The organism is Sedimentimonas flavescens, assembly GCF_019264375.1.
GTDB classification, from domain to species: Bacteria; Pseudomonadota; Alphaproteobacteria; order Rhodobacterales; family Rhodobacteraceae; genus Rhodobacter; species Rhodobacter flavescens.
On sequence record NZ_JAHVAI010000017.1, the window covers coordinates 1 to 19,368 of the forward strand.

The 19,368-nt window shown below is 60.3% G+C and carries 19 protein-coding genes; 11 read left to right on the forward strand and 8 right to left on the reverse strand.

All coding sequences use genetic code 11. The features are described from left to right. Window positions 1-137: 137 nt before the first annotated feature. The 4 genes from KTQ37_RS14285 to KTQ37_RS14300 form a co-directional block, all read right to left on the reverse strand. Window positions 138-2,006 carry an OmpA family protein gene (locus KTQ37_RS14285; RefSeq protein ID WP_218631200.1) on the reverse strand — a complete coding sequence of 623 codons (1,869 nt, stop codon included), beginning with the start codon at window positions 2,004-2,006 and terminating at the stop codon, window positions 138-140. A gap of 692 nt (window positions 2,007-2,698) precedes the next feature. Further along, window positions 2,699-3,736: an AI-2E family transporter gene (locus KTQ37_RS14290; RefSeq protein WP_218631201.1), complete on the reverse strand. Its 1,038-nt coding sequence runs from the start codon at window positions 3,734-3,736 to the stop codon at window positions 2,699-2,701. Between the two features lie 339 nt (window positions 3,737-4,075). Further along, a complete protein-coding gene (locus tag KTQ37_RS14295; RefSeq protein WP_236021241.1) occupies window positions 4,076-4,729 on the reverse strand; it encodes a DUF1236 domain-containing protein in 654 nt (217 codons plus the stop codon). Between the two features lie 313 nt (window positions 4,730-5,042). Next, on the reverse strand, window positions 5,043-5,966 hold the full coding sequence (locus tag KTQ37_RS14300; protein WP_218631202.1) for an IS5 family transposase: 924 nt from the start codon (window positions 5,964-5,966) through the stop codon (window positions 5,043-5,045). A gap of 388 nt (window positions 5,967-6,354) precedes the next feature. On the opposite strand from KTQ37_RS14300, the gene KTQ37_RS14305 reads away from it, so the two are divergent. The 5 genes from KTQ37_RS14305 to KTQ37_RS14325 all read left to right on the forward strand — a co-directional run bounded on the left by KTQ37_RS14305 (window position 6,355) and on the right by KTQ37_RS14325 (window position 8,344). After that, window positions 6,355-6,552, forward strand: a complete 198-nt coding sequence (locus tag KTQ37_RS14305; protein WP_218631203.1) for a hypothetical protein — start codon at window positions 6,355-6,357, stop codon at window positions 6,550-6,552. Between the two features lie 392 nt (window positions 6,553-6,944). Continuing rightward, window positions 6,945-7,580 (forward strand): OmpA family protein, encoded by a 636-nt coding sequence (locus KTQ37_RS14310; RefSeq protein ID WP_218631204.1) that lies wholly within the window; start codon window positions 6,945-6,947, stop codon window positions 7,578-7,580. 92 nt (window positions 7,581-7,672) lie between these two features. Beyond that, the gene (locus KTQ37_RS14315) at window positions 7,673-7,846 is read left to right on the forward strand and encodes a CsbD family protein (RefSeq protein WP_218631205.1); all 174 of its coding nucleotides are present in this window, start codon (window positions 7,673-7,675) and stop codon (window positions 7,844-7,846) included. A 117-nt stretch (window positions 7,847-7,963) separates the two neighbouring features. After that, window positions 7,964-8,104 (forward strand): hypothetical protein, encoded by a 141-nt coding sequence (locus KTQ37_RS14320; protein WP_218631206.1) that lies wholly within the window; start codon window positions 7,964-7,966, stop codon window positions 8,102-8,104. 75 nt (window positions 8,105-8,179) lie between these two features. Beyond that, window positions 8,180-8,344 (forward strand): DUF3309 family protein, encoded by a 165-nt coding sequence (locus tag KTQ37_RS14325; protein ID WP_218631207.1) that lies wholly within the window; start codon window positions 8,180-8,182, stop codon window positions 8,342-8,344. 23 nt (window positions 8,345-8,367) lie between these two features. Here the strand turns inward: KTQ37_RS14325 and KTQ37_RS14330 are convergent, their stop codons facing one another. Next, window positions 8,368-9,096 carry a Crp/Fnr family transcriptional regulator gene (locus tag KTQ37_RS14330; protein WP_218631208.1) on the reverse strand — a complete coding sequence of 243 codons (729 nt, stop codon included), beginning with the start codon at window positions 9,094-9,096 and terminating at the stop codon, window positions 8,368-8,370. A 152-nt stretch (window positions 9,097-9,248) separates the two neighbouring features. Here KTQ37_RS14330 and KTQ37_RS14335 point away from each other — a divergent pair, with 152 nt between their 5' ends. Both KTQ37_RS14335 and KTQ37_RS14340 read left to right on the forward strand, forming a co-directional pair. Next, window positions 9,249-9,485, forward strand: a complete 237-nt coding sequence (locus KTQ37_RS14335) for a hypothetical protein (RefSeq protein ID WP_218631209.1) — start codon at window positions 9,249-9,251, stop codon at window positions 9,483-9,485. Between the two features lie 429 nt (window positions 9,486-9,914). Continuing rightward, window positions 9,915-11,171 (forward strand): cation:proton antiporter, encoded by a 1,257-nt coding sequence (locus KTQ37_RS14340; RefSeq protein WP_218631210.1) that lies wholly within the window; start codon window positions 9,915-9,917, stop codon window positions 11,169-11,171. 4 nt (window positions 11,172-11,175) lie between these two features. Here the strand turns inward: KTQ37_RS14340 and KTQ37_RS14345 are convergent, their stop codons facing one another. Next, window positions 11,176-12,483, reverse strand: a complete 1,308-nt coding sequence (locus KTQ37_RS14345; RefSeq protein WP_328799741.1) for a DUF2254 domain-containing protein — start codon at window positions 12,481-12,483, stop codon at window positions 11,176-11,178. On the opposite strand from KTQ37_RS14345, the gene KTQ37_RS14350 reads away from it, so the two are divergent. Continuing rightward, window positions 12,368-12,862 carry a hypothetical protein gene (locus KTQ37_RS14350; protein ID WP_218631235.1) on the forward strand — a complete coding sequence of 165 codons (495 nt, stop codon included), beginning with the start codon at window positions 12,368-12,370 and terminating at the stop codon, window positions 12,860-12,862. The two genes, KTQ37_RS14345 and KTQ37_RS14350, sit on opposite strands and share 116 nt — an antisense overlap. 132 nt (window positions 12,863-12,994) lie before the next feature. Here KTQ37_RS14350 and KTQ37_RS14355 read toward each other — a convergent pair whose 3' ends face one another. Beyond that, window positions 12,995-13,357, reverse strand: a complete 363-nt coding sequence (locus tag KTQ37_RS14355) for an SHOCT domain-containing protein (protein ID WP_218631212.1) — start codon at window positions 13,355-13,357, stop codon at window positions 12,995-12,997. A gap of 229 nt (window positions 13,358-13,586) precedes the next feature. Between KTQ37_RS14355 and KTQ37_RS14360 the strand changes: the two genes are divergently transcribed. Both KTQ37_RS14360 and KTQ37_RS14365 read left to right on the forward strand, forming a co-directional pair. Further along, a complete protein-coding gene (locus tag KTQ37_RS14360; protein ID WP_218631213.1) occupies window positions 13,587-13,973 on the forward strand; it encodes a DUF302 domain-containing protein in 387 nt (128 codons plus the stop codon). Window positions 13,974-14,090: 117 nt separating this feature from the next. Next, on the forward strand, window positions 14,091-16,460 hold the full coding sequence (locus KTQ37_RS14365) for a heavy metal translocating P-type ATPase (protein ID WP_268921095.1): 2,370 nt from the start codon (window positions 14,091-14,093) through the stop codon (window positions 16,458-16,460). A 53-nt stretch (window positions 16,461-16,513) separates the two neighbouring features. Here the strand turns inward: KTQ37_RS14365 and KTQ37_RS14370 are convergent, their stop codons facing one another. Beyond that, window positions 16,514-19,084 (reverse strand): cation-translocating P-type ATPase, encoded by a 2,571-nt coding sequence (locus KTQ37_RS14370; RefSeq protein WP_236021244.1) that lies wholly within the window; start codon window positions 19,082-19,084, stop codon window positions 16,514-16,516. On the opposite strand from KTQ37_RS14370, the gene KTQ37_RS16785 reads away from it, so the two are divergent. Then, window positions 18,969-19,307 (forward strand): hypothetical protein, encoded by a 339-nt coding sequence (locus KTQ37_RS16785; protein WP_236021245.1) that lies wholly within the window; start codon window positions 18,969-18,971, stop codon window positions 19,305-19,307. The genes KTQ37_RS14370 and KTQ37_RS16785 overlap by 116 nt on opposite strands. Window positions 19,308-19,368: the final 61 nt, after the last annotated feature.

A 19,368-nucleotide genomic window follows, 5' to 3' on the forward strand; every position in this document is an offset into this window, starting at 1 on the left:
GCTCCCGCGGCGCAACCGCGCCAAACTCAACCGCGGACTCCGGCATCAGCTGGATGAATGTCGGGGGTCACAGCACCGGCGCCTTGGCTTGCTCGATCGCGCACCGAGAGGCGACTACCGTAAACTTTGCGAAATTCTTACTTTGGCTGGATCAGGCCGGTGATCCGACGCACCGCAACCCGGCGATTGAGGCGCTCGGCTTCCAGTGTCGGAACGATTGGAAAGCGTTCGCCGTAACCCTGGACGACAATGTTCTCGGGTCGCACGCCGAAATACTCGGACAGGGCCAGCGCAACGGTTTCCGCGCGGCGGTCCGAAAGAAGCAAGTTGTAGCTTTCGTCACCGACAGCATCGGTATAGCCCTCAATCAGGAAAAGTTCCCGCGGATTTTCGTTAATCAACTCCACCATCAGCGAACCGATTTCCAGAAGCTGTTCCGCCTCGGAAGGCTCTATAGCAGCGGAGGCGGTTCTGAAGGTAATGTTTGACAGATTGATTTCGGGCGCCAGGTCGCGAACTTCGCGGTACTCCCTGACCTGGCTCAAACTGAAGGCGCGTCCGAGGTCGCGACGTTCGGCAGCCCGAAGCGCCTCGCGCAGGGTGTCCTTGTCGGTAGCGTCACGATAAGAGAGATCGGAGACAGTCGGTTTCGGCAACGCCTGAATTTCAACCGGCTCGAAACGTCTTGTGTCGTCAATAAGCATTACTTCGGTGCCATTGCTATCAATCCTGGTGCGGCGCAAAACCCGACCCATGACGTCGCGGATCGTTACAATCTGGACACCATCCTGGCGCGTGACGAATGTGCGTGTCGAGCCATCATTGAAGGTTTCCGTGCGAACGTCGGACCCGGCCTCGCGGACGAGGATATCGTCGTCCTTCAGAACACTGAAATTGCCATATTGGTCCTGCACGACGACCCGGTCGCCCGTCTTTGCGGTAACTTTCTGGCCATTGGAAAGAACAGACCCGACAACAAGTGCGCCAAGCGCGAGCAGGCCGGCCTTTTCAAGAGTGCTCAGGCCACCATCCTTGGACTTGACCTTCGGCTCGACAAACTCTTCGCTGCTGGAACGCGTGGCCTCCTCGGTGACGGTTTGGGTTGTCACTTCAATGTCGGCACCATCTGTTGCTTCGGCTGTCACGACGGCAATCTCCGCCTGACTCATATCATCGGCACAGAGTGTTTCGCCTTTGGCGTCGAGCAGTTCGACAACACATTCCTTGGCTTGGGCGGCGGCGCGGGCTTCGTTTTCGGCGATTGCGGTTTCTTCGGCTTTCTTGACTTGTGCCAAGGCTTTGGCATCCGCGATCGCAGTTGTTTCCGCTTCCGACTTCGTTTTGGCGTCGGCTCTTGCCTCTGCTTCCGCAGCCTTCGCGGCTTTGGCTTCTGCTTTCGCGGCTTTGTCTGCGGCCTCGGCCTCAGCCTTTGCGGCAGCCAAAGCAGCCGCATCGGCATCTTCTTGCGCTTTTGCGTCAGTTTGATCTTTTGCTTTAAGTTCAGCGTCTGCTGCTTCCTGGGCTTTCAGGTCGGCGGCAGCCTCGGCGTCGGTAACCTTTTCCGTTTCGGCTGACGCAAGCGCTTCGGCGTCGGTCTTCGCCTTCGCATCGGCCGCGACCTGCGCGTCTTCCGTCGCTTTCACAGCGTCGACAGCAGCCTGTTCAATTGAACAGGCCTCGGCATTGGCTGCGCGCACGATCCGCTCCGCCATAATTTCGTTGGATTCGCCCCTGTTTTTCTTGTCCTTCTTGTCCGCTGCATCATCGACTTCAAGTAGGCTTGGATCGCAGACAACCCCAGTGAATTTCAACTCCTCAAGACATGCCTCTTCGGCCGCCTTGGGTTTGCCGCTGAAATTCTCAAGACAGGCGAGAGTCGAGGCCAGCATCGCTTCGGGAATAGCTCCCGGCGTCTCGGCTTTGGACTGCGCCAGCGCGGGCAGCGGCTGAAGAAACGACAGCACAAGAACCAGTGCGGTTGTGGAGTCCAATTTGTTCTTGATCATGTCCGCTTCCTATTGATTGATCATTCTCCGCCAATTTAACCCAAGAGATGCGCAAAAAGGCAGAGCAATGAATAATTAAAGACCCCAGTTACAGACGAACGGTGAGGACCAGAACGACGATAACGATAAAGATCACACAGAGAGCGCCGAGGCCGCCATGTTCGAAACCACAGCTATATTCCCTAAATCGACCGAGCACCCCTCATCCCGACTGCATTAAATTCTGTAATGCAGAGCGCCGCACTAACTTGCGTCAACATACCAAAGGATTTTGCGCTTCCTCAGGTCGCAAGATCCGCCCCGCGGTGAGTTCTGAAACGTCCTTGTAAGCAAATGTGCACTCTCCTGCCGGCGCTGTCCTACCCAGACGCCATCCGTCTCTCGGCGTCCGGCGGCCCGAAAATCAGCCGGCTGCGTCGGATAACGTCCAACGGCTAATACATGTCAGGCGAAACGAGAGCAGAGGCCAAGCGCCAAGCCGAAAAGGTCGAGAGCAAGGTCCGCAATGCCGCGTGCGGCATCAAGAACACTATCCGCGACACCTAGGAATCCGGGCGTTACGCGCGTGGTTCGACACAATGAGGAAGAACCCAGCAGTGTCCCCGCCCGACTGAGTGGCGGAGCGCTCGCGCGGCACAAGTGGCCGGGACCTCGTACTCGGAGAGACAAGTTCGAATTCGTCTGCCAGCGCCTCACGCTTTGGTCTTGGCCAGAAATGTCGTCCAGACCGCGATAAACATGGCCGCTATAACCGGGCCCGTGATGAAACCCTGTATGCCAAACGTCGCGATCCCGCCGATGGTCGAAATCAGGACGACATAGTGGGGCATCCGCGTTGCTTGCCCCACAAGCCATGGCCGGGCGATGTTGTCGATCAGGCCGATGACCATGACGCCATAGACCATCAGGGCAATTCCTTTCCAGATCACTCCATTGGCAAGGAAATATATTGCCATTGGCCCCCAGACCAGTGCCGCCCCGAACACGGGAACCAGCGACATCAGCGACATCAGCACCGTCCACAGAGTCACCGCATGGACCCCCAGGAACCAGAACCCCAGTCCGCCAAGGCTGCCCTGCAAAAGGGATACCAGGATGTCCCCACGTACCGTGGCGCGAACGACGACGCCGAGTGTGTGAAACAAGTCCTCCATGAGATCGGTCTCCATCGGAATGGCCGACTTGATGCGCTCCAAAATCGCATCACCATCGCGAAACAGAAAGAACATCAGATACAGCATGACGCCCAGCCCGACGAACAATCCGACTGTGTTCTGCCCGAAGTACAGGATCGTCGGCGTATTGGTCCCGAACCAACTGGTGGACGAGTCAGCGATCGAGCGCAGCGCCGCCGTAAGATTGCCAAGCCCCAGCCGTTGCAGAGCGGCTTTTGACCACGCAGGCAAACTATCCAGAACGGACTGGAACATCTGATACAGATTGATCTCGCCTGACTCCACGGAGGCAATCAGGCTGTTCGCCTCCCTGACCACGGCAGTCAGGATCAGAAGTGTTGGCAGGATGATCAAGAGCAGGAAGCCCGTGATCATTATCAATGCCGCCAGATTGCGACGCTGGCCCAGATGCTGCGACAGACGGCTGGCCATGGGGTCAAGCACGATCACGAAAGCAACCGCCCAGAAGACGGCACCGAACAGCGGCCAGAGAACCCAGCCAAAGGCAAGGGTGACAAGGGCAATCAAGACGACAAACGTCCGGTTCCGTGCCATGTACCCTCCCGTTTTACCCTTCTCTTCGTGCGAACATTGATAGCTTAAACTGACATTCCCCAAGTGGAACGCCAACTCATTGATGGGTGTCGACGTTTTACGCAGCGCTCAAGCCGCTTGGCGGGGCGGTGCCTTGGTTCCGGCACGGCTTGGGCGCACAGAGCAGGTCGCGCGGCTCATGGAAACGATCCCGCCGGCGGAAGGGTAACGCTTCTTCATAAGCCAGAATTGCAGATTATTCGACATCCAAACGGACGTAATGTCATGAAACCAAGCTGTCGGTCGGCCCATTGTGCACGGGCCGACCAATCTGCAGAACGTCGTGCGTCCGCTCGGATATTACCGGACGATGTGGACGACCTTGCGGTCTTTCGTCTCCACCAGAACCAACACACCGTTGATGTATGCATATTCATAGGTGCTTTCGGGAACCGGAGCCAACATAACCGTATCCGGAATCCCAGCACCGACGACAACTTCGCCGTCCAGATAGATCGGGTCGACGGGGTTGCTCTTGACATAAGTGACAACGGTCGGATCGGGTTCAACCGAAGCGCCAACGGCACCTCCGACGATTGCGCCAACGACCGCACCAACCGGGCCGGCTACAAGCGCACCGGCAATGGCTCCCGTGGCGAGCCCACCAGCGGTTGCCGCTTGCTCATTGTCATACGTGACTGTTTTGAGGACTACCCGCTTGTCGCCGGAGGCAAGTGCGACCGGTGCGTTCTCGATCGTTGTTGCCAGATAATTGCCCGCGGCCCATCCTGACGTCTCGCCGTGGGTGACTCGGCACCAGCTCGCGTCGGTAAGGCATCCTTGCACCATAACTGTGTCATTCGCCGGGATCACATCGACGATCGAATGCATCGGACCGGGTCCGTCGCGCATGTTGAGATCGGTCCAGGCCGTAGCCTGGGTTTCAGCGGTCGCGGCGCCAGCAATCAGACCGGCAACAACCGACATACCTAAAATTGTCTTGATAAACATCATGTTTCCTTTTCAACGGAGACGCAAAGCGTGGTTCTTTGGACCGCCCCTTTCAAAAGGGCGTTCCGGACATGCCATCGCAATGCTGTAGAGGTTGGCCTGCAGCAAGCTTTCGCTGCTGTGTCCCGACGGAGTCGTCGGATGAACCAACATTACGCAGATTGTCCGGGCCGGCTGACTGATATGCATCAGCCCGACACCCCATTTCAGTAAATTCCGTGACTACGGACGAATGAAACATGTTGCGCTACCTGTACCGGCAGGCTCTGTTGCACAAATCGGGTGATGGCGGGGGTTCCCCTTTCCCCGGACAGACTCATCCCACAGCTTCTGTGATGGGTATACCGAGGGCGGTGAAGCCGTTGAGGACGGCAACCCGGATCTGGAACTCGGCAACCTGACGGTCGAACTCGCGCGCGGAGAGCCGCTGGCCCAGCAGCTTGACGCAGTGCATCTTGGTTTCTGCGCGGCTTCGGCGGTGATACCCGCTCCATCGTCGCCAGATCGTCCGGCCGAGACATTTCGATGTGCGCAGGATCTCGTTTCGCGCGATTGCCCCGGCTGTGTCGGGCTTCCAGGGTTTGGCGTTCTTGCGGGCTGGAATGATGGCGGCAGCACCACGGGCGGCGATGGCGTCGTGACACTTGCGGGTGTCGAAGGCGCCGTCGGCGGTGACACTGCCGATCTCCTGATCGGGCGGGATTTGGTCGAGCTGCATCGGCGCATCGCCTACATCGCTGGTGGTGAACTCGGCGGCTCGGATTTCCAGTGTTTTCTCGTCGATCCCGATGTGGAGCTTGCGCCAGACCCGCCGTTTCGGGCCGCCGTGCTTGCGCGCGTTCCACTCCCCCTCGCCCTCGACCTTGATGCCCGTGCTGTCGACCAGCAGGTGAAGTGGACCCTCTGACCCGCGGTAGGGAATGTTGACCTTCAAGGTCTTCTGGCGACGGCTGAGCGTGCTGAAGTCCGGCACCGTCCAGTCCAGACCGATCAGCCGCAGCAGGCTCTCGACAAACCCGGTCGTCTGCCTGAGCGCCATGCCGAAAAGAACTTTCATCGTCAGGCAAGTCTGGATCGCCGCATCGCTGTAGTCGGGCTGTCGACCGCGTTTGCCGGTCGGCACAGCCTCCCATGTCATGGCGGGATCAAACCAGATCGTCAGCGAGCCACGGCGCTTGAGCGCTTCGTTATAGGCCGGCCAGTTCCTGGTCTTGTAGGCGGGGGGGATGGGTCTGCTCATGCACACCAGCTACCACACTGGATTCACGAGATGAATCCCTCACGGGATTTGTGCAACAGAGCCGTATCCGCCATTTCTGTGCCTGTTTCCAAGTCGTCGGCTGCCAAGCGCGAAACACTGGGTGGAGCGGCGCGGAAAATCGTCAGGCTGACCTCGGCCAAACTCCACCGTTTCGTTAACGTTCCTCCAGAAACAGCGGAAATTGCGGCTCCAGACCAACCTACATCAGTATGAGAGAACGAGGGTGGTGCCATAGTCTGATCGTCCGCCGAACATCGCTGGGCATGTACCAGTCCGAGTGAGCCTGAAACACGTGGGGCAAGCTGTTCCCTCGTCCCCATGTCCCGCGTGTTTCTCGTTTCCGGACCGTCCAGGAAAGGACAATCCAATGACACCCGAAACCAACAAATCCACGAACGTCGCCGACAAGATGAAGACCGTGAAGGCCGCGTGGGACAACGCGCCCGCAGGCCCCAAGAAAGATGCGGCGCTGAAGCATTACCAGGCGGCCGAGAAGGCCCATACGGCCAACAACGACGCCGAAACACACAAGTCCCTCGACGCTGCGACTCACGCTCTCGCGTAACAAGTCGGCAAGTCTGCCCGGTAATACATGCCGGGTAGGCGGACGCGGAAGACCGACTAAGGAATTCCCGCCCAGATCCCTACAACCATTTCATGAAGACCTGATTTCAAAAGTATCACGGGTGGCGAGTCCTTTTTGCCTCGCCACCCGTTATTCTATTTGACGATGCGCGTGGGCAATCAGCGCCGCCGAACATCCCTCTACCACCGCCGCGCATCGGGATGGCAGTGTGATCCGGTGGAGTCGTTTTTCGACACAACAGTATTCTTTTCCTTGGGCTGATTAGGGTTAGTGCGGCCCTTGAGAAAACAGGCGAAAAGACTCCATCGCCTGGTTCGGAACATGGCACCACGTCATCTTCTGGAAAGCCGCGCTTTAAAAGGACAAGTTCCATGATCAAGATTGCTGGAATTCTCTCTGCCGCAACCGGCCTCGCTCTGGCGGGCTGCACCTACAACGATGGCACGGCCAACCAGCCGGCCACCGGCGCTATCATCGGAGGCGTGACAGGGGCGGCCATTGGCAACGCAATCGGCGATGACACGCGCTCGACCATTATCGGCGGTGCCATCGGCGCTGCTGTGGGCGGCGCCATCGGGGCGAACATGGCCCAACAGGAACGCGAGTTGAATCAACAACTGGCGGGCAGCGGCGCGGTCGTCACCAATACCGGCAGCCAGTTGCGTGTTATCCTACCCGAAGGCGTGACCTTCCCGACGGGATCCGCCACTGTAGCCTCTAGTTTCCTGCCAGCCCTGCGCGAGGTCGCCCGTTCGCTGAACGCGCACCCAAACTCGACGGTCCGTGTCGTGGGTCATACCGACACCGTTGGCTCTGCCGCTTACAATCAACAGCTGAGCGAAGATCGGGCGTTGGCCGTGGCACGCATCCTGATCAGGTACGGCGTATCCACTTCGCGGATTTCCTATTCCGGTCGCGGCTACAACGAGCCGATCACGACCAACGCCACGGCCGCCGGCAGGGCGCAAAACCGTCGCGTCGAAATCGTGATCACGCCCACGCGCTGACCGGCATCAATGCGCAAGCAACGCATCGCCGGCAGCATAACTTCTGGTCGCACCGGATTTGGCGATCACCTACCTTCGGAAAGGAATACGCAATGGACAAGGATCGGGTTATCGGCTCGGCCAAGGTCGTGAAGGGTAAGATCAAGGTTGCCGTCGGCAAGGCGGTCGGCGACGCCAAGCTCGAAGCGGAGGGCCAGGCCGACAAGGTCGAGGGCAAAGTCCAGAACGCTGTCGGCGGCATCAAGGATACGATCCGTGACGCCTAGAGCCCCAGTGCTCCGAGCATCCGCTCATTCGCAGGCAATGGTCCCGGCGGCGTGCTCTCATTGCGGCCACGGTTCCGCTTTGCAAGAGAGTTCCACGTACCAGCGAGGACAATTTCGATGAGCCGGAACTTGCTTCTCATCCTGACCGGTGTGCTCGCCGTCTGCCTCATTGGCGCAGGCTATCTCTACTATCAGGAACGCCAAAGCGGCATCGACATCGAGATCAACGAGCATGGCGTGACCATCGAAGGGAACTGAAACGGCCTTGTGCCGAAAATACCACCATCGGAGCGTCTCGCATGACGAGCGCGCCCCAACATAGGAGAAAGCGCCATGTCACTTGGTACGATCCTGATCATTATTCTTGTGATTTTTCTGCTCGGCGGGTTCAGCGGGCGCTTCGGTGGCTATGGCTACGGCTTCGGTCATGCCGGAACCGGCGTTATTGGTACTGTGTTGATCATCGTGGTCATCCTGATGCTGCTGGGTCGCATCTGAAGGCAGGCCAATGCGCAGCGACGTCAGCGGAGAAGCGGCCCTTTCTGATCCATGTAGGACGGATCAAACTGGGCGAACCTGACCAGTTGGTCATAGTCGTCGAACGCGACAAACCCGTCCCGAAACGTGATCATTCCCGCTTCGCGCAACTGCCGCAGAACCCGGTTGACGTGGACGGCGCTCAGCCCAAGCGCATCGGCCAGGTGGTATTGCGTCAGCGGACAGGCAAAGCCTTCCCGGCTGGCCAGGCCGATCAGGGAAAGCCTCGCGCCAAACTCCAGCAGGAAATGCGCCATGCGCTCGGCAGCATCGCGACGCCCCACATCCACCAGATGCTCGACCACCATGGCCTCATCGCGGGACGCTGCCCACAAAACCGCGGTGGCCAACCGGGGCGTTTGCGCAAATGCATCCAAAAGGTCGGCAACGTGGATTTCCGTCACCTCGATCTCCGTCACCGGCTCAATGCTGTGATCCGAGACGTGCAAAAGAACACTGCGCAGCCCCAGGAAGTCGCCGGGGATCTGGAAATCCACGATCTGCCGCTGACCATCCTCAAGAAGCTTGTAGGAACAGGCCCAGCCGGAGGCGAGGATATAAGCGGCCTGATCCGATTGCCCCTGATGGACAAGATCCCGCCCGGCCACAAAGGTGCGGCGGCGCTTGTGCAAGGACGCAAGCACCGACAGTTCAGGGTCCGACAAGGCGACGAATGCGCCGAGCTTTCGGACAAGCGGAGTGTTTTCGATCATTTGTTCCTGTCCAGCGCCTGACACAGTCTTAGCCAAAACAACCGCAGCGACGACTGATGTGGATCAGCGCAGCATAGCAGATTTCTTGCCAGTCTGCTCTGCAAGCAGCGGGCGCCTTTCGGCGTCGCACATGCCGGAAAGGCCAAGACCCCATGACGGACGATCATACGTATTCAGGCATGGCAGCCCTCTCAGTTTGCGAAGCCCTGCTCCTCGCACTGAACGACGCCGGGATTTTGCCCGAGAAAGAGATCATGGGCGTTCTGACGGATGCCGCTGCCACCCATGAGAACGCCGTTGGTTCCGCGGCCGATGTCGAAAGGCACCAGGCTGCGGCAGCATTGCTCCGACGGATCATTGCTGGGGGGAATTCTGTGCGCAGGGGGTGACTCTACAGATGGCGCGCCTGGTTCAGACCAACATGGCGCCCGCACCAAGTTCGGAGGGCAGGCCCCATTATCTACAAAAGGAGGAAAACCATGAAACATCACGAAAAACCTAAGTCCAGGTCCCCGGAGGTCTCGGACGAAACCGGCCGACACAAGCGCGGGAAGGCCGCAGAAGACGAACCGCGCAGACCAGACGAAGGCGCTCAAAAGATCGACCGACCCGGTTTTGATTTGAGTGGCTCATCTAACGACACACATGCCGGAACGGGTTTGGGGCTAGGTGCTGATGCGTCCGATACAGCCGGTGACAGACGGCTTCCGGGGCGCCGGCCTGACAACAAGCTGACCATTCCGCGTTGGAGTGGGCCCGAGCCAGATGGCAGGACCGAACCTGACAGGAAACCGTCGGGTAGCAAAACGTAGGTCCCGATGAACGCCTTGCAGATCGGCACGCTTCTGATTGTGTTCGCCGGCGTGTTCGGAGCGGTAAATCACATCGTCTTCCGCCTGCCATCTGCTATCGGCATCCTGATCGTCGCCCTTGCCGCATCCTTCTGCGTCCTAGGCCTGGATGCGCTGCGCCCCGATCTCGGTGTCGCCATGGAAATGCGGCAGTTCGTGACCGAAGCCGAGTTCTCACGGACCCTGCTCGAAGGAATGCTCGGCCTTCTGCTGTTCGCTGGGGCCCTCCACGTCCGCCTCGAGGATCTGCGGGAACAGGCCTGGACAATAGCAGTCATGGCTACGCTCGGGGTGGCGCTCTCGGTCACGGTCGTCGGCTTTGGCTTCTATTGGGTCACCGGCATGCCGTTGCTGGCGGCACTTGTCTTTGGCGCGCTGATCTCGCCAACCGATCCGGTGGCCGTGCTCGGTGTCATGGCCGAAGCCAACCTGCCGAAGTCACTTGAAGCCAAGATCGTCGGCGAATCCCTGTTCAACGACGGCGTCGGCTATGTCGTCTTCCTGGTGCTGGTCGGTCTGGCTTTCCAGCCGGTCGGCGGGCATGCCGCTGCCGATACCGTCGGCATCATCATGTTCTTCCTGAAGGAGGTTGGCGGCGGCGCGCTGCTCGGGGGCGTCCTGGGATTCCTGACATACAGGGTCATGCGCCGGATCGACGACTATCCGCTGGAGATCCTGCTCTCGCTCGGGCTGGCCCTGGGAGGGTACCAGCTCGCTGTCGCACTCGGCCTCTCAGGTCCGATCATGGCCGTGGTTGCCGGGCTCTTCATGGGGGATATCGGCATCAAACATGCGATGTCAGAACAGACCCAAGCGTATCTGAGCGGATTCTGGACCGTTATCGACGAGATTCTCAATGCGGTTCTGTTCCTTCTTATCGGCGTCGAAGTCTTCGTCGTTACTCTGAACTTAAATACGATCTCCGCTGGAGTCGCAGCGATTGGCCTGTCTCTGGTCGGACGCCTTTTCGCCGTTGCGGTTCCGGTTGTTCTGATCCGGCCGTTCCGAGAGTATTCGCGCGGGGTTGTGCCCATCATGACGTGGGGCGGGCTCAAGGGGGGCATCTCGGTTGCCCTCGCGCTCAGCCTGCCGGACAGCGAATGGAAGCCGCTTATCCTCACCGCGACCTTTATCGTCGTCGTGTTCTCGATCATCGTTCAAGGGCTCACCATCGCGCCTTTGGCCCGATTTATGAGCCGAAAACCGGCGTCACGTCAGGCATAGCTACTCACGAACGGGCCGGTTGCGTCGCCCTGGTTACGTCTTCGAAATCCGAAGCAGCGCTTCCTACCCTGATCGTATCATGGAGTTGCATGATCTTCTCACGATCCGATGCGGGCGCGCGGCGGCTGCATCTCTCCATGACTTCAAGCAGTCGTCCGACCAGGTCGGCGTCCCTGATCCCGTACCGGGCAATGGCCGCAAACGCCGAACAGGCCAATTCCGCGAATGTCACCGGATCGAAAACGACCCGCAGCTTCATGTCCTGATCCAGGACCCGACCCGAGGGAAAATGCCGACCCGCCAAGATCCCAAGCACCTCACCCAGGCGATCCAGGCAATAAAGTGCGGTTGTCGGGTCGTTGACCCCCGGCGACAAGGCACGTTGCGCGATTTCCACAATCCGCCTGAGCGAGAACTCGATATCGTGGTCGGGCGTGCGCTCGGGGCCAAACGAGAACGCATCGGACAGCTCGTCGGCAACGGCATCCGAGACCCGGCCATAGGGGAAGGCAACGACAAGGGAACCCGCTCCAGGTACAAAATTGCCAATCCGACCCTCTACCCGGACAACAAGATCGTTGTCGCTGGCGACCTGCCGAAGCCTGTCAATATCAATCGACTGAATATAGCCGCCGCCCGACGCGACCACGGAGCGGCTGTCTGAGTCAAAGTCGGGTGGCAAAGCCACCTCGAGCGATTTCTCTGGTAATGATGCGGAGGGCGTGCGGCCGTTCTCCGGGAAGACCCGCGCAACGGTCTTGCGGGCCTCCACCGCGAGTTTCTCCAGAATGGTCTCGATGCGGATCGAAGTCGCGATGTGGTGGATGAAGTAGATGAGCGTCGCGAGGCTTGCGACGGCCAGGATCATACCGAAGCTCACGGCGATCACCGGCACGAAGTAGGAGTCGCCGCTTCCCCGAACGGAGGCAAGGACCAACAGGCAATATACGAAGGTGGACAGGAATGTGCCCAGCACGATCTGATTGCCTCGGTCGCGCATGAAATTGCGCAGCATTCGGGGGCCGAACTGTGAAGATGCCAATTGCAGGGTCAGCATCGTCATCGAGAATGTGACGCCAGCGACGGTGATCATTGATCCCGCAATAGCCGACAGGATCGCCCGCGCGCTTTCTGGCCCGAAGGCATAAGTCCATTCGTCGATCCATCCGAGCCATGCTGCCTCAAGAGCGTCCAGCATGACCAACAAGATAGCCGTTGCCATGGCCGAGAGTGCCATGACCGACGGCAGAAACCAGAAACTGCTGTGCAGTCGGTCCCATGTCCTTGATATGAGTTTGAAGTGGCCGCGCATCGTTCTCCGCACCCCGGTAGGGATACTGTCATGGTCCTTCATGACCTCGTCGCGCGAACGACATGTCAGCTTCGAACGCGGTGATCAGACGATCCGTGAGGCCTCAAATACATTCCGGCTACCCGTCTTTTTCGTCGGATTTGGTGACGCGGGTCTTGCCGGCGGGGCGTTCGTTTGCCCGCTTCAACTCATCCTGTGTGCCGATGTCACGCGGCAAACGTCCACCGGAACGCCCGGCTTGAGAGATGGTGCCCTTGGCACCAAGCCCGTGGTCGGCAGTGTCGGGTTTCGGGGTTTTACCTTTAGTCATCGCTTTGCCTCCAATTGTTCCGCTACGAAGATATCCGCACTCAGCGAAGGCCGAAAAAGCCGAGGATGAACAAGACAATGACCACGAGGCCGACGATGTATATGATCCGGTTCATTGTATTCCTATCCGTTCTGAGAAGGACCATTGCCCATCTGCATCGCCAAGTTTGGCACATCGAAATTTGTGCCAGATTGATATCAGTCAGTGCGCCAGCAGTTTCTTGCGCTCTTCAAATTCCTGAGTGTCGATTTCACCCTTTGCGTAGCGCTCCTTGAGCAACATCAGCGCTCGATCAGGTGCAGGCCCGCCACTACCGGCCACACCGAACAGCCGTAGGAGGTAGATTGCACCAACGACGATCCCGACCAGGATCAGGATCATGAAGATCGGACCAAGTACCATTCCGAACCCTCCCCATTGATCACCGCCCCACATCATATCGTGCCCGTGATAGAAGGGTGCATCGCGGTTGGGCATTTCGTCGGCTTGCGCCAAGGCCATGTTGGCCGTCAGGGCCGCTGCGATGGCCAAGGTCGCCGAGCGTGCCGCAATCCAGAGTCTCATCGGGCATCTCCTTGAAAGTGACGGCAAAGGCCGCTCTGCCGTTATCAAATCGGAAATGACCGGAACGCGCACTGATCTGCATCACCCTGCGCGCTGCTTTCACGGGATATCATAACGAAGAGATAAAGACCTTCGAAGCGTGGGCCTTGAGCCCGATGCGGCAGCGCGGACACGCGCCTCGGAAAGGCCGGACCACGCGGTCGATGGTTTCGACTGAAAGGATGCTGCCATGAACTACACGATCAACCGCTTCTTCGAGGGGGTATCCTTCGAGGATATTGACGCCCGGACGCGCGCCGCGCTGGCCGACAATGGCTTTGGCATTCTGACTGAGATCGACGTCAAGGCGACGATGAAGAAGAAGCTGGATGTCGAGATGCCGCCCTACAGAATCCTCGGCGCCTGCAACCCGAAGATGGCCTATCAAGCCATTGGGATCGAACCACGCGTCGGCGCAATGTTGCCCTGCAACGTGATCCTGCGCGAGGTTGAGGGCGGGGTCGAGGTCAGCTCGGTCGACCCGGTGGCCTCAATGCAAGCGATCGACAACACCGAGTTGACAGCCGTCGCAGGCCAGGTGCGCGACCTGCTGGCCAAGGCCGTCGCGGCGATCTGAGCTACTGAAGACCGGCGTCACATGGCCCTGCCCCCTCAAACGAAAGGCGGGCGCGGGCAATTCGTGAAACCGCATCAGGCTGCTGGTGCGGGCTCAAGCAAACTCAAGGAGCTTTGCATGTCCCCCACCCATCCGCAAACAGACCATCGGGACCCAACCGACGACGATCTTTCTGAGCTGGAGCGCGACCCGGACACCGGGTCTGCTGACGTCGACCCAGTCTGCGGGATGACCGTTGCGCTGAAGCCTGACACTCGGTCCGAGACGTTTGACGGCAAAACATATCATTTCTGCTCAGAAAAATGTCAGGCGACCTTCAAGGCCGATCCGCCATCGCATATCACTTGCCGGCTTGACCAGCCCGTTAACACCGCCCCGGCCGAGGTCCAGTACACCTGCCCGATGCACCCCGAGATCCTTCGGGACGCACCCGGTGCCTGCCCGCTCTGCGGTATGGCGCTGGAACCGATGGAGCCGACGGACGGGCCAAACCACGAGCTGGTGGACTTCACCCGCCGCATGTGGATCTCGGTGGCGGCGGCTGCCCCGCTGATCGTGCTGACGATGGGGCCAATGGTGGGTTTGCCCGTGCGCGACTGGCTTGGGGCTAAGACCGCGGGCTATCTTGAGTTTGCGCTCGCGACGCCAGTCGTCCTTTGGGCCGCACTGCCGTTTTTCCAACGTGGATGTGCGTCAATCGTCAACCGTGCGTCGAACATGTGGACGTTGATCTCGCTGGGCGTGGCGGCGGCCTATATTTACTCGCTTTTTGCGGTTTTCCTGCCGGGCCTGTTCCCCGAACAATACCGAACGGGCGATGGCGTCGGTACCTATTTCGAGGCATCCGTCGTGATCGTAGCGCTGGTCTTTTTCGGTCAGGTGCTGGAACTGCGGGCGCGCGAACGCACGGGCGATGCGATCCGAGCGCTTCTTGACCTCGCGCCAAAGACCGCGCGGCGCATCGAGGCAGATGGCTCCGAAAGCGACGTTCCGTTGGACTCCATCGTGGAGGGCGATCGCCTGCGTGTGCGACCCGGCGATGCGATCCCGGTCGATGGCGTGGTGATCGAGGGGCGGTCCTCTTTGGATGAAAGCATGCTGACGGGCGAGTCGATGCCGTTGGAAAAGGGTCCGGGCGATGCGGTGACCGGGGCCACGATCAACAGGAACGGCAGCCTCGTGATCGAAGCGAGCAAGGTCGGTGCGGATACAGTGCTGGCGCAGATCGTGGCGATGGTGTCGAACGCGAAGCGGTCGCGCGCCCCGATCCAGGGGTTGGCAGACCGGGTCTCGGCAGTCTTTGTGCCGACCGTGGTCGGGGTGGCGATCCTCGCCTTTGCCCTCTGGATGATCTTCGGCCCGGAACCCGTGCTGGTCTTTGCAATGGCGGCCGCCGTGTCGGTGCTGATCGTCGCATGCCCCTGCGCGCTTGGGCTGGCGACCCCGATCTCGATCACCACGGCGGCGGGGCGCGGAGCGCAGGCGGGCGTGCTCATAAAGGATGCCGAGGCGCTGGAACGCATGGCGGGCGTCGACACACTGATCGTCGACAAGACCGGCACGCTGACCATGGGCAAGCCGAAACTGACCGATATGGTGGCGCTTGCCGTTATCACAGAGGCCGAGCTACTGTCGCTGGCCGCGGCGCTGGAACGCGGCTCGGAACACCCGCTGGCCGAAGCGATCGTGGAGGGGGCCGAGGCGGCGGGCGCCGCCCGGCAAGAGGCCGCCGAGTTTGCGGCTGTCACCGGCAAAGGCGTGCGCGGACAGATCGGCGGGCGCGCAGTTGTCCTCGGCAATGCGGCGATGATGAAGGACATGGGGCTCGACACGGGCGTTGCCGAAGATAGGGCCGACACCCTTCGCACCGAGGGCAAGACGGCGATGTTCATCGCGGTCGACGAGGCGCTGGCGGGCATCGTTGCGGTAGCCGATCCAATCAAGGAAAGCACCGCGCAGGCGATCAAGGAACTTCATGCTCTGGGCCTGCGTGTTATCATGGCTACCGGTGATAACGAACGCACGGCAGAGGCAGTGGCGGGCGAACTCGGCATCGATGACGTGCGCGCGGGTGTCCTGCCGGAAGACAAGAAGACGCTGATCGACCAGTTGCGCAAGGGCGGTCACAAGATCGCGATGGCGGGCGATGGGGTGAACGACGCCCCCGCCCTGGCGGCAGCCGACGTTGGCATCGCCATGGGCACCGGCGCAGACGTGGCGATGGAAAGCGCGGGGATCACCCTACTCGGCGGCGATCTGATGGGCATCGTTCGGGCGCGCAAGCTGGCCCACGCCACCCTGCGCAACATCAAGCAAAACCTGTTCTTCGCCTTCGCCTATAATGCGCTTGGCGTGCCGATCGCAGCAGGATTGCTCTATCCGCTCACCGGCCTGCTCCTGTCTCCCATGATTGCCGCGGCGGCGATGAGCCTCTCCTCGGTCTCAGTCATCACCAACGCACTGCGGCTGCGACGGGTCGAACTCTAGCGGCAATGGGAACAGACCGCAGAGCAGCTCGCCCTGCACTGCCATCAAGCCGGTTAGGATTTTACCCCTGGTCGTTCGGCCTGTTCACGCGCGCTCAGAACCATGCGCCAAAGCGGCTTCAGCGCTTTCAGCGCCAGCAGAACCCCGACCCCGGCCAAGGGCGGCACGGCCAGCCAGATGCCTCCGAGGACGCCAAAACCGAACAGATCCCGGGCCGGAGCCCAAAGGAATGTCACCGCAAGCAGCGACGCCACAATCGGCAGCACGACGGCTAGCGCCTTGTTCGGCCGCAGCAGTGCCGACAAGATCGAATTGGAGTTGGACCGATCGATCAGGATCAACGCGACAACGCCGAAAACCAGCGTGGTAAACGCCAGTCCGCGCACCTGATCGGGATCAAGGCCGTAGCCTGGCGCAAACCAAGCAGCAGAGCCTGAAATCCCCAGCACCATCAGGCCCTGCAACAGGCTCCAGACCACTGTGGGCCAGGAAAACAGCGGCTCATCCGCAGGGCGCGGCGGGCGTTGCATCACGCCGTCCTCTTCGCGCTCGGCCTCGAAGACCAGCGCACAGACAGGGTCGATCACCATCTCCAGAAAGGCGATATGCACTGGGCCAAACAAAAGCGGCATGCCAAAAAGCAGCGGCATCAGCGCAAGACCCGCAATCGGCACATGCACGGCGATGATAAAGCTCATTGCCTTGCGCAGGTTGTCATAGATCCGTCGGCCCAGCCGTACCGTTGTGACGATGGAGCCGAAATCATCGTCCAACAAGACAATCGACGCCGCCTCGCGCGCAACATCCGTGCCACGTTCGCCCATCGCCACGCCGATATCGGCGGCCTTGAGGCTGGGCGCATCGTTCACCCCGTCGCCGGTCATCGCCACTACGGCGCCTTTGGCCTTTAGCGCATTGACGATACGCAGTTTCTGTTCGGGCAGGATGCGGGCGAAGATCGTTACGGTCGTGACCGCTGTGGCAAGGTCATCCTCCGACATCGCCGACAGATCATCCCCCGTCAGCACGATATCGCCGGGTAACCCCGCTTCGGCCGCAATCGCGCGCGCCGTGACCGGATGGTCCCCGGTGATCATGATAACCTGAATTCCTGCCGTCCGACATTCAGCCACGGCAGCGGGGACCGAGGTACGCAAGGGGTCAGCCAGACCGACGAGGCCCAGCAGTCGAAAGGCAAACCCGGTCTGCGTTTCGGGCAGGTCCTGCCCGGCTGGCCATGACGCCTCGGCCACAGCCAGCACGCGCAGACCCTTGGCGGCCATCGCGTCCAGTTGTGCCGAGATGACGACTCGCTGATCTGCTTCCAGCTTGCACAGATCGGCAATCGCCTCGGGTGCGCCCTTGGCAGCTATGGCAAAGGCATCCTCGGCCTGCCAGACCTGCGACATGGCCAGAAGATCGGGCGACAGCGGATAACTGCGGATCAGAGTCCGCCCAGCCCCCGGCAAGGTCTCACCTTCCCTTAGGTCATCGGCTGCCAGCGCGTGAAACGCCACTTCCATCGGGTCGAACGGCTTGGGTGCCGAGGCCATGACACCCGCCGCGGCCAGCTCGCGAAAGGCGGGGGGCAAGGGCACTTTCCCTGCAATCTGGTGGGCTGAGCCATCGACCAGTTGCAAGGCGACAATTGTCATGCGGTTCTCGGTAAGAGTCCCGGTCTTGTCGGTGCACAGCACGCTTGCCGACCCCAAAGCTTCAATGGCGGAGGCGCGGCGCGTCAGCACCCGGGCCTTGGAAATGCGCCAGGCCCCCATTGCCATGAAAACCGCAAGGACCATCGGAAACTCTTCGGGCAGCATCGCCATGCCGACCGCGATCCCGGCCAGCAGGGCATCCAGCCAGCCGCCGCGCAAGAAACCGTAGAGCGCTACCACGACTGCGCTTATGCCTATGCCTATTCCAGCCATGGCAATCACAAGGCGCCGCATCTGGCTTTGCAAATGAGGCGTCTCGGGCTCGATCTGGCTCAGGCTCTTGCCGATCTTGCCGATCTCGCTTTCAGCGCCGATCGCTGTGACCTCAGCCAGCGCCGATCCGCGCACGATCAGCGTGCCGGCAAACACTTGCGGCAAGTCGTGGCCGCCCGGACGCACATCGGCCCCTCCCGCTCCCACCGTCTTGCGCACGGCCTCAGCCTCGCCCGTCAAGAGGGACTCGTCCGCCGACAGGTCCGCGGACTCGATCAGCATCGCGTCGGCGGGCACCCTGTCGCCCTCGGACAGAACGATCAGGTCACCGCGCACCACCTCACGCCCCGCGATACGCAGGCGCGCACCGTCCCGGATCACCAGTGCGCGGGGGCTGGACAGATCACGCAACGCCTCCAGAACTCGACCGGTGCGAGCCTCCTGCACCGCTGTGATACCGATGGACATGCAGGCGAAGGCCAGCAGGATCAGCGCTTCGGCCCTGCTTCCAAGCAGCAGATAAACCACGCCCCCGACCAGGAGCAGAACCAGCATCGGCTCTTTCAGTACATCCAATACGATGCGAAAGGGAGACCTTCGCTTTGCCGTCGCCAACACATTGGGTCCGTCAGCGGCCAACCGCGCCTTCGCCTCGGCTGCAGTTAGCCCAGATTGGGCCAGTTCCGGAGCGAGCATCGTTGCGTTCATACCTGTGATCCATCATGCGTCGATTCTGGCGTTGCAGCGATGGTGGTTCAAAAGGCCCGCGGATACCCTGATCTCGGTCAGTGCTGAGTTTAGGTGCGACGAGAGTCAAAATCGCAAGGTGAACCGCGGCTGTGATTGGGAACGTCGTATCGCCGCTTTCAATACCGCGAGCTACTCGATGACGGGCTTTAAAGAAAAAATGAATTCATAGGTTCAATCAGACTTCAAATAGACCAGACCGACGCAATCGCCAATCGCCAATCGCCAATCGC

Coding starts and splice junctions, on each gene's coding strand:
- KTQ37_RS14345 (WP_328799741.1), bottom strand. CDS start 12,483: ATGCGCGGCCACTTCAAACTCATATCAAGGACATGGGACCGACTGCAC.
- KTQ37_RS14355 (WP_218631212.1), bottom strand. CDS start 13,357: ATGAGACTCTGGATTGCGGCACGCTCGGCGACCTTGGCCATCGCAGCG.
- KTQ37_RS14335 (WP_218631209.1), top strand. CDS start 9,249: ATGACGGACGATCATACGTATTCAGGCATGGCAGCCCTCTCAGTTTGC.
- KTQ37_RS14330 (WP_218631208.1), bottom strand. CDS start 9,096: ATGATCGAAAACACTCCGCTTGTCCGAAAGCTCGGCGCATTCGTCGCC.
- KTQ37_RS14370 (WP_236021244.1), bottom strand. CDS start 19,084: ATGCTCGCTCCGGAACTGGCCCAATCTGGGCTAACTGCAGCCGAGGCG.
- KTQ37_RS14315 (WP_218631205.1), top strand. CDS start 7,673: ATGGACAAGGATCGGGTTATCGGCTCGGCCAAGGTCGTGAAGGGTAAG.
- KTQ37_RS14285 (WP_218631200.1), bottom strand. CDS start 2,006: ATGATCAAGAACAAATTGGACTCCACAACCGCACTGGTTCTTGTGCTG.
- KTQ37_RS14300 (WP_218631202.1), bottom strand. CDS start 5,966: ATGAGCAGACCCATCCCCCCCGCCTACAAGACCAGGAACTGGCCGGCC.
- KTQ37_RS14365 (WP_268921095.1), top strand. CDS start 14,091: ATGTCCCCCACCCATCCGCAAACAGACCATCGGGACCCAACCGACGAC.
- KTQ37_RS14310 (WP_218631204.1), top strand. CDS start 6,945: ATGATCAAGATTGCTGGAATTCTCTCTGCCGCAACCGGCCTCGCTCTG.
- KTQ37_RS14320 (WP_218631206.1), top strand. CDS start 7,964: ATGAGCCGGAACTTGCTTCTCATCCTGACCGGTGTGCTCGCCGTCTGC.
- KTQ37_RS14290 (WP_218631201.1), bottom strand. CDS start 3,736: ATGGCACGGAACCGGACGTTTGTCGTCTTGATTGCCCTTGTCACCCTT.
- KTQ37_RS14325 (WP_218631207.1), top strand. CDS start 8,180: ATGTCACTTGGTACGATCCTGATCATTATTCTTGTGATTTTTCTGCTC.
- KTQ37_RS16785 (WP_236021245.1), top strand. CDS start 18,969: ATGCGAAAGGGAGACCTTCGCTTTGCCGTCGCCAACACATTGGGTCCG.
- KTQ37_RS14360 (WP_218631213.1), top strand. CDS start 13,587: ATGAACTACACGATCAACCGCTTCTTCGAGGGGGTATCCTTCGAGGAT.
- KTQ37_RS14340 (WP_218631210.1), top strand. CDS start 9,915: ATGAACGCCTTGCAGATCGGCACGCTTCTGATTGTGTTCGCCGGCGTG.
- KTQ37_RS14295 (WP_236021241.1), bottom strand. CDS start 4,729: ATGATGTTTATCAAGACAATTTTAGGTATGTCGGTTGTTGCCGGTCTG.
- KTQ37_RS14305 (WP_218631203.1), top strand. CDS start 6,355: ATGACACCCGAAACCAACAAATCCACGAACGTCGCCGACAAGATGAAG.
- KTQ37_RS14350 (WP_218631235.1), top strand. CDS start 12,368: ATGACCAACAAGATAGCCGTTGCCATGGCCGAGAGTGCCATGACCGAC.